The organism is Nitrosophilus sp. (genome assembly GCF_982775275.1).
This window is the reverse complement of the sequence record NZ_CEXZHP010000180.1, coordinates 1-3,005: the sequence shown is the minus strand read 5'-3', so window position 1 is coordinate 3,005 and position 3,005 is coordinate 1. Positions and strand designations below refer to the sequence as shown.

Genomic DNA, 3,005 nt, shown 5'->3' with positions numbered 1-3,005 from the left:
CATTTTTTATAGCCTCATATGCTTCTTTACTCATCTGTATCTCTCCGCTTGCAACAGCAACTCTTTGGGTCTCATCTTTTACGCCTACATCTACCATTTTTGGACGTTTTTTTTCGTCTAGATGGGTTAAATTAGAGTTCATAATCAACCACCTTTGTTTGAGTATCGTTGTTTTTTAGCCATTTTACGATTGTTTGATGATAGGGATGAACGCGATATTTTTCAAGATCCTCTCTATTTTCAAAAGTAGTTATTAAAGCTAGATCGTAGCTTCTTTGGCTTCTTGAAAAATCAACTCCTACTTCAATATCTTTTAAAACCTCAACGTTTCCTTTCATGCTTAAAAGTTTTTCTTTGGCAATTTTTGCTAAACTAAAATCAGGAAACTTCATAAATACGATATGTTTTACCATTTTAATCCTTTAGGAGAAGATATGAAAAAAATGTTCATTGCTATTTTACCACTATTTTTATTAGCAAATGATACAAATTGCACAAAATGTTCACTTAATAAAAGCGAAATGCAGTGTAACTATTATGTAGCTAAGATGGCAGATAGCTCAAAAGCTAAATATTGCAAAGAGTATGCGGATTATCTTAATTTAACAAAGGTTTACGGAAAAGCTGCTTGGTATTATCTTTTGTCTTTAGAGCCTCAAAATGCAATCCAAGCTGCACAAAAAGCTGTTGAAATGGGAGAAAATTACGCATATGAGTATATTGCTGATGCGTATCTTATAAAAGGCGATAAAGCAAAAGCAAAAGAGTATTATAAAAAATTTAAAGAAAATGTTGGAAATGTAAATTTTTTTATAGAGAGAAATTTCAAAGTTTTAGATAAAATATACAAAGAGTTTAATAAAAAAGAGGCGATGAGTTTTTTAAAGGATTAGTTATGAGCGTAAATCCTCCAAAATATACCTATGAAGATTATAAGCTTTGGAAAGGTGATTGGGAGTTGATAGATGGATATCCTTTTGCAATGACACCAAGTCCTTACGGAAAACATCAAAAATTGATGATCAATCTTGGTAGATTATTTAGTGAACTTTTAGATGAGTGTGAGTGTGAAATCTATCCGGAACTTGACTGGATAATAGATGAGGAAAATGTCGTGCGACCTGATCTTGCAATATATTGTGAAGATGTTGAAGAGTATCCAAAAACTACGCCAAAGTTGATTATAGAGATTGTATCAAAATATAGTGCCAATAAAGATGAAGAGATAAAGTTTGAGCTTTATGAAAAAGAGGGGGTAAAATATTATATTTTAGCTTATCCGGATTTTAAAAAGGTTAGAGTTTTTAAGTTATTTGAGGATAGATATAAAAAGGTTTATGAGGGTGATGGCATATTTGAATTTGAGTTTTGCGATATTAAAGCAAATTTTTCTAAAGCTTTTTCGTAATCTTTTGGGTAGTTTATGTTTAAAAAGCTCTCTTCATCGCTAAAATCGATAAATTTAGTTTTTGAAAGCTTCAAAATATAGTTAAGTTTAAAATTTTGCTTTTTTATCTCATTTAAAATATTTGTTAAAATCGATTTTCTATAGACTCCAATAAGGGGATGGGGAAAGTTGGTTTTTGCTATAAGGGCATCAAAATCTTTATTTTTTTTGGCTTCTTGTACTATTTTTTCAATAATTTTTCTGTGGATAAAAGGGGTATCTACGCTAATTGCGAAAAATTCTTCAAATTGTTCAAAAATAACCTCAAAAGCTACAGTTGGAGCAAAGATCTCACTTTTGTCAAAAATAAGATCGGCTTTAAAATCAAACTTGTCTATTTTAGTAGATATATATACTTCATTGAAAATATCTTTTAATCTCTCATATTGAAACTTGGCAAGAGAGCTCTCTTTAAAAGGGAGCAAAGATTTGTCTTTGCCCATACGTGAACTTTTTCCGCCGGCAAAAATTACGCAAGGTATATCTATTTTTCGCAAAGCTTTAACTCTCCATCATATACTATATTTAAATTTTTATCTATTTTAACAAAAAAACCTCTAAATTTTACTCCCTCTTTTAAAGCCTCATAAAAAATCTTTTTAAACTCTTCATCTTTTGAAGGATGGGGCAAAAAGCATTTGCATCTTCTTACCGTCATTATCAATATATAGGCCTCAAATCCCTCTTTTTTTGCTTTGATTAGCTCTTTTATATGTTTTACTCCTCTTTTTGTGGGGGCGTTTGGAAAAAGACAAATGTTGTCTTCAACTAAGGAGCATCCTTTTAATTCAACAAATGAGTTATCCGCTTTAAAATCAAAACGGCTATTTAAAAATCTCACCTCTTTTTTTAAGTTTTTAGGCTTAAACCCAAGTATACCTTTTTCTATGGCACTATTAGCGATTGTAGAATGGAGTCTGCTGTTTATCAAAACCCATCCCTCTTCCATTTTAGCAGCGATTAGCGTATAGTCGGTTTTTAGTTCGTCTCTGTTTTTAAGTAAAAGTAGCTCTCTTTTTGGGGTTAATATCTCTTCAAGTCTTCCTGTATCTGCAATATGAACTTTTTTGATTTGGTTACCTACTTTTGCGGTAGCTAAGAAGCGATTTTGGCGTTTTATTAGAGAGCCGGTAGTTAGCTCTCCTAAGGTTTTTAAGCTAAAAAGTATCAATGCTTTGTTTTTGGTAAAAATGTCCAAAATATATATACTAACATAGCAGCAGTCATAATTAACAAAGTAAATCCAGCAATGATATTAAACATTTTCAAGTTCCTTTTCTAACTCTTCAAATTTATTCCAGATAGCTTTGCCAAAAAGAAAAAGTAAAAATACGACAACTAACCCAACCCCACCAACAATAATCATATATGGCGGCACTTTATGTATTAAAATATTATAAATAATGGTTACTATTCCAGTTATTATAGCTAAAATAGAGTAGATTATAGCTTTAAATAACTCTTTGAATCTATCTATTTTAGCTTTTATAGCATCTATTTTCATATCTCTCTTGGGTCTGCGATTTTTCCGGCTATAGCACTTGCTGCGGCGACTGCA

7 protein-coding genes are annotated in these 3,005 nt (G+C 31.2%); 2 read left to right on the top strand and 5 right to left on the bottom strand.

The window, feature by feature from the left end; genetic code table 11:
* Both AC30RD_RS07795 and AC30RD_RS07790 read right to left on the bottom strand, forming a co-directional pair.
* The coding region (locus AC30RD_RS07795; protein WP_489493895.1) for a cyclic pyranopterin monophosphate synthase MoaC at positions 1-142 on the bottom strand (142 nt) is incomplete at its 3' end.
* On the bottom strand, positions 132-413 hold the full coding sequence (locus tag AC30RD_RS07790) for a Dabb family protein (protein ID WP_489493893.1): 282 nt from the start codon (positions 411-413) through the stop codon (positions 132-134). The genes AC30RD_RS07790 and AC30RD_RS07795, both read right to left, overlap by 11 nt.
* 21 nt (positions 414-434) lie before the next feature.
* On the opposite strand from AC30RD_RS07790, the gene AC30RD_RS07785 reads away from it, so the two are divergent.
* Both AC30RD_RS07785 and AC30RD_RS07780 read left to right on the top strand, forming a co-directional pair.
* Positions 435-893, top strand: a complete 459-nt coding sequence (locus AC30RD_RS07785) for a hypothetical protein (RefSeq protein WP_489493891.1) — start codon at positions 435-437, stop codon at positions 891-893.
* 2 nt (positions 894-895) lie between these two features.
* On the top strand, positions 896-1,408 hold the full coding sequence (locus tag AC30RD_RS07780) for a Uma2 family endonuclease (RefSeq protein WP_489493890.1): 513 nt from the start codon (positions 896-898) through the stop codon (positions 1,406-1,408).
* Here the strand turns inward: AC30RD_RS07780 and mobA are convergent.
* The 3 genes from mobA to AC30RD_RS07765 are packed head-to-tail and all read right to left on the bottom strand — an operon-like array spanning position 1,336 to position 2,951.
* Entirely contained in the window at positions 1,336-1,944 is a 609-nt protein-coding gene (gene mobA / locus AC30RD_RS07775) for a molybdenum cofactor guanylyltransferase MobA (protein ID WP_489493889.1), read from the bottom strand. The two genes, AC30RD_RS07780 and mobA, sit on opposite strands and share 73 nt — an antisense overlap.
* Entirely contained in the window at positions 1,932-2,645 is a 714-nt protein-coding gene (sfsA, locus tag AC30RD_RS07770) for a DNA/RNA nuclease SfsA (RefSeq protein ID WP_489493888.1), read from the bottom strand. The genes mobA and sfsA overlap by 13 nt, the downstream gene beginning before the upstream one ends.
* 57 nt (positions 2,646-2,702) lie before the next feature.
* Positions 2,703-2,951, bottom strand: a complete 249-nt coding sequence (locus AC30RD_RS07765) for a hypothetical protein (protein ID WP_489493886.1) — start codon at positions 2,949-2,951, stop codon at positions 2,703-2,705.
* Between the last annotated feature and the right edge of the window lie 54 nt (positions 2,952-3,005).

Bases quoted from the DNA above. Each gene is read 5' to 3' on its own strand.
- AC30RD_RS07790 (WP_489493893.1), bottom strand. From the start codon at position 413: ATGGTAAAACATATCGTATTTATGAAGTTTCCTGATTTTAGTTTAGCA.
- AC30RD_RS07785 (WP_489493891.1), top strand. From the start codon at position 435: ATGAAAAAAATGTTCATTGCTATTTTACCACTATTTTTATTAGCAAAT.
- AC30RD_RS07780 (WP_489493890.1), top strand. From the start codon at position 896: ATGAGCGTAAATCCTCCAAAATATACCTATGAAGATTATAAGCTTTGG.
- AC30RD_RS07765 (WP_489493886.1), bottom strand. From the start codon at position 2,951: ATGAAAATAGATGCTATAAAAGCTAAAATAGATAGATTCAAAGAGTTA.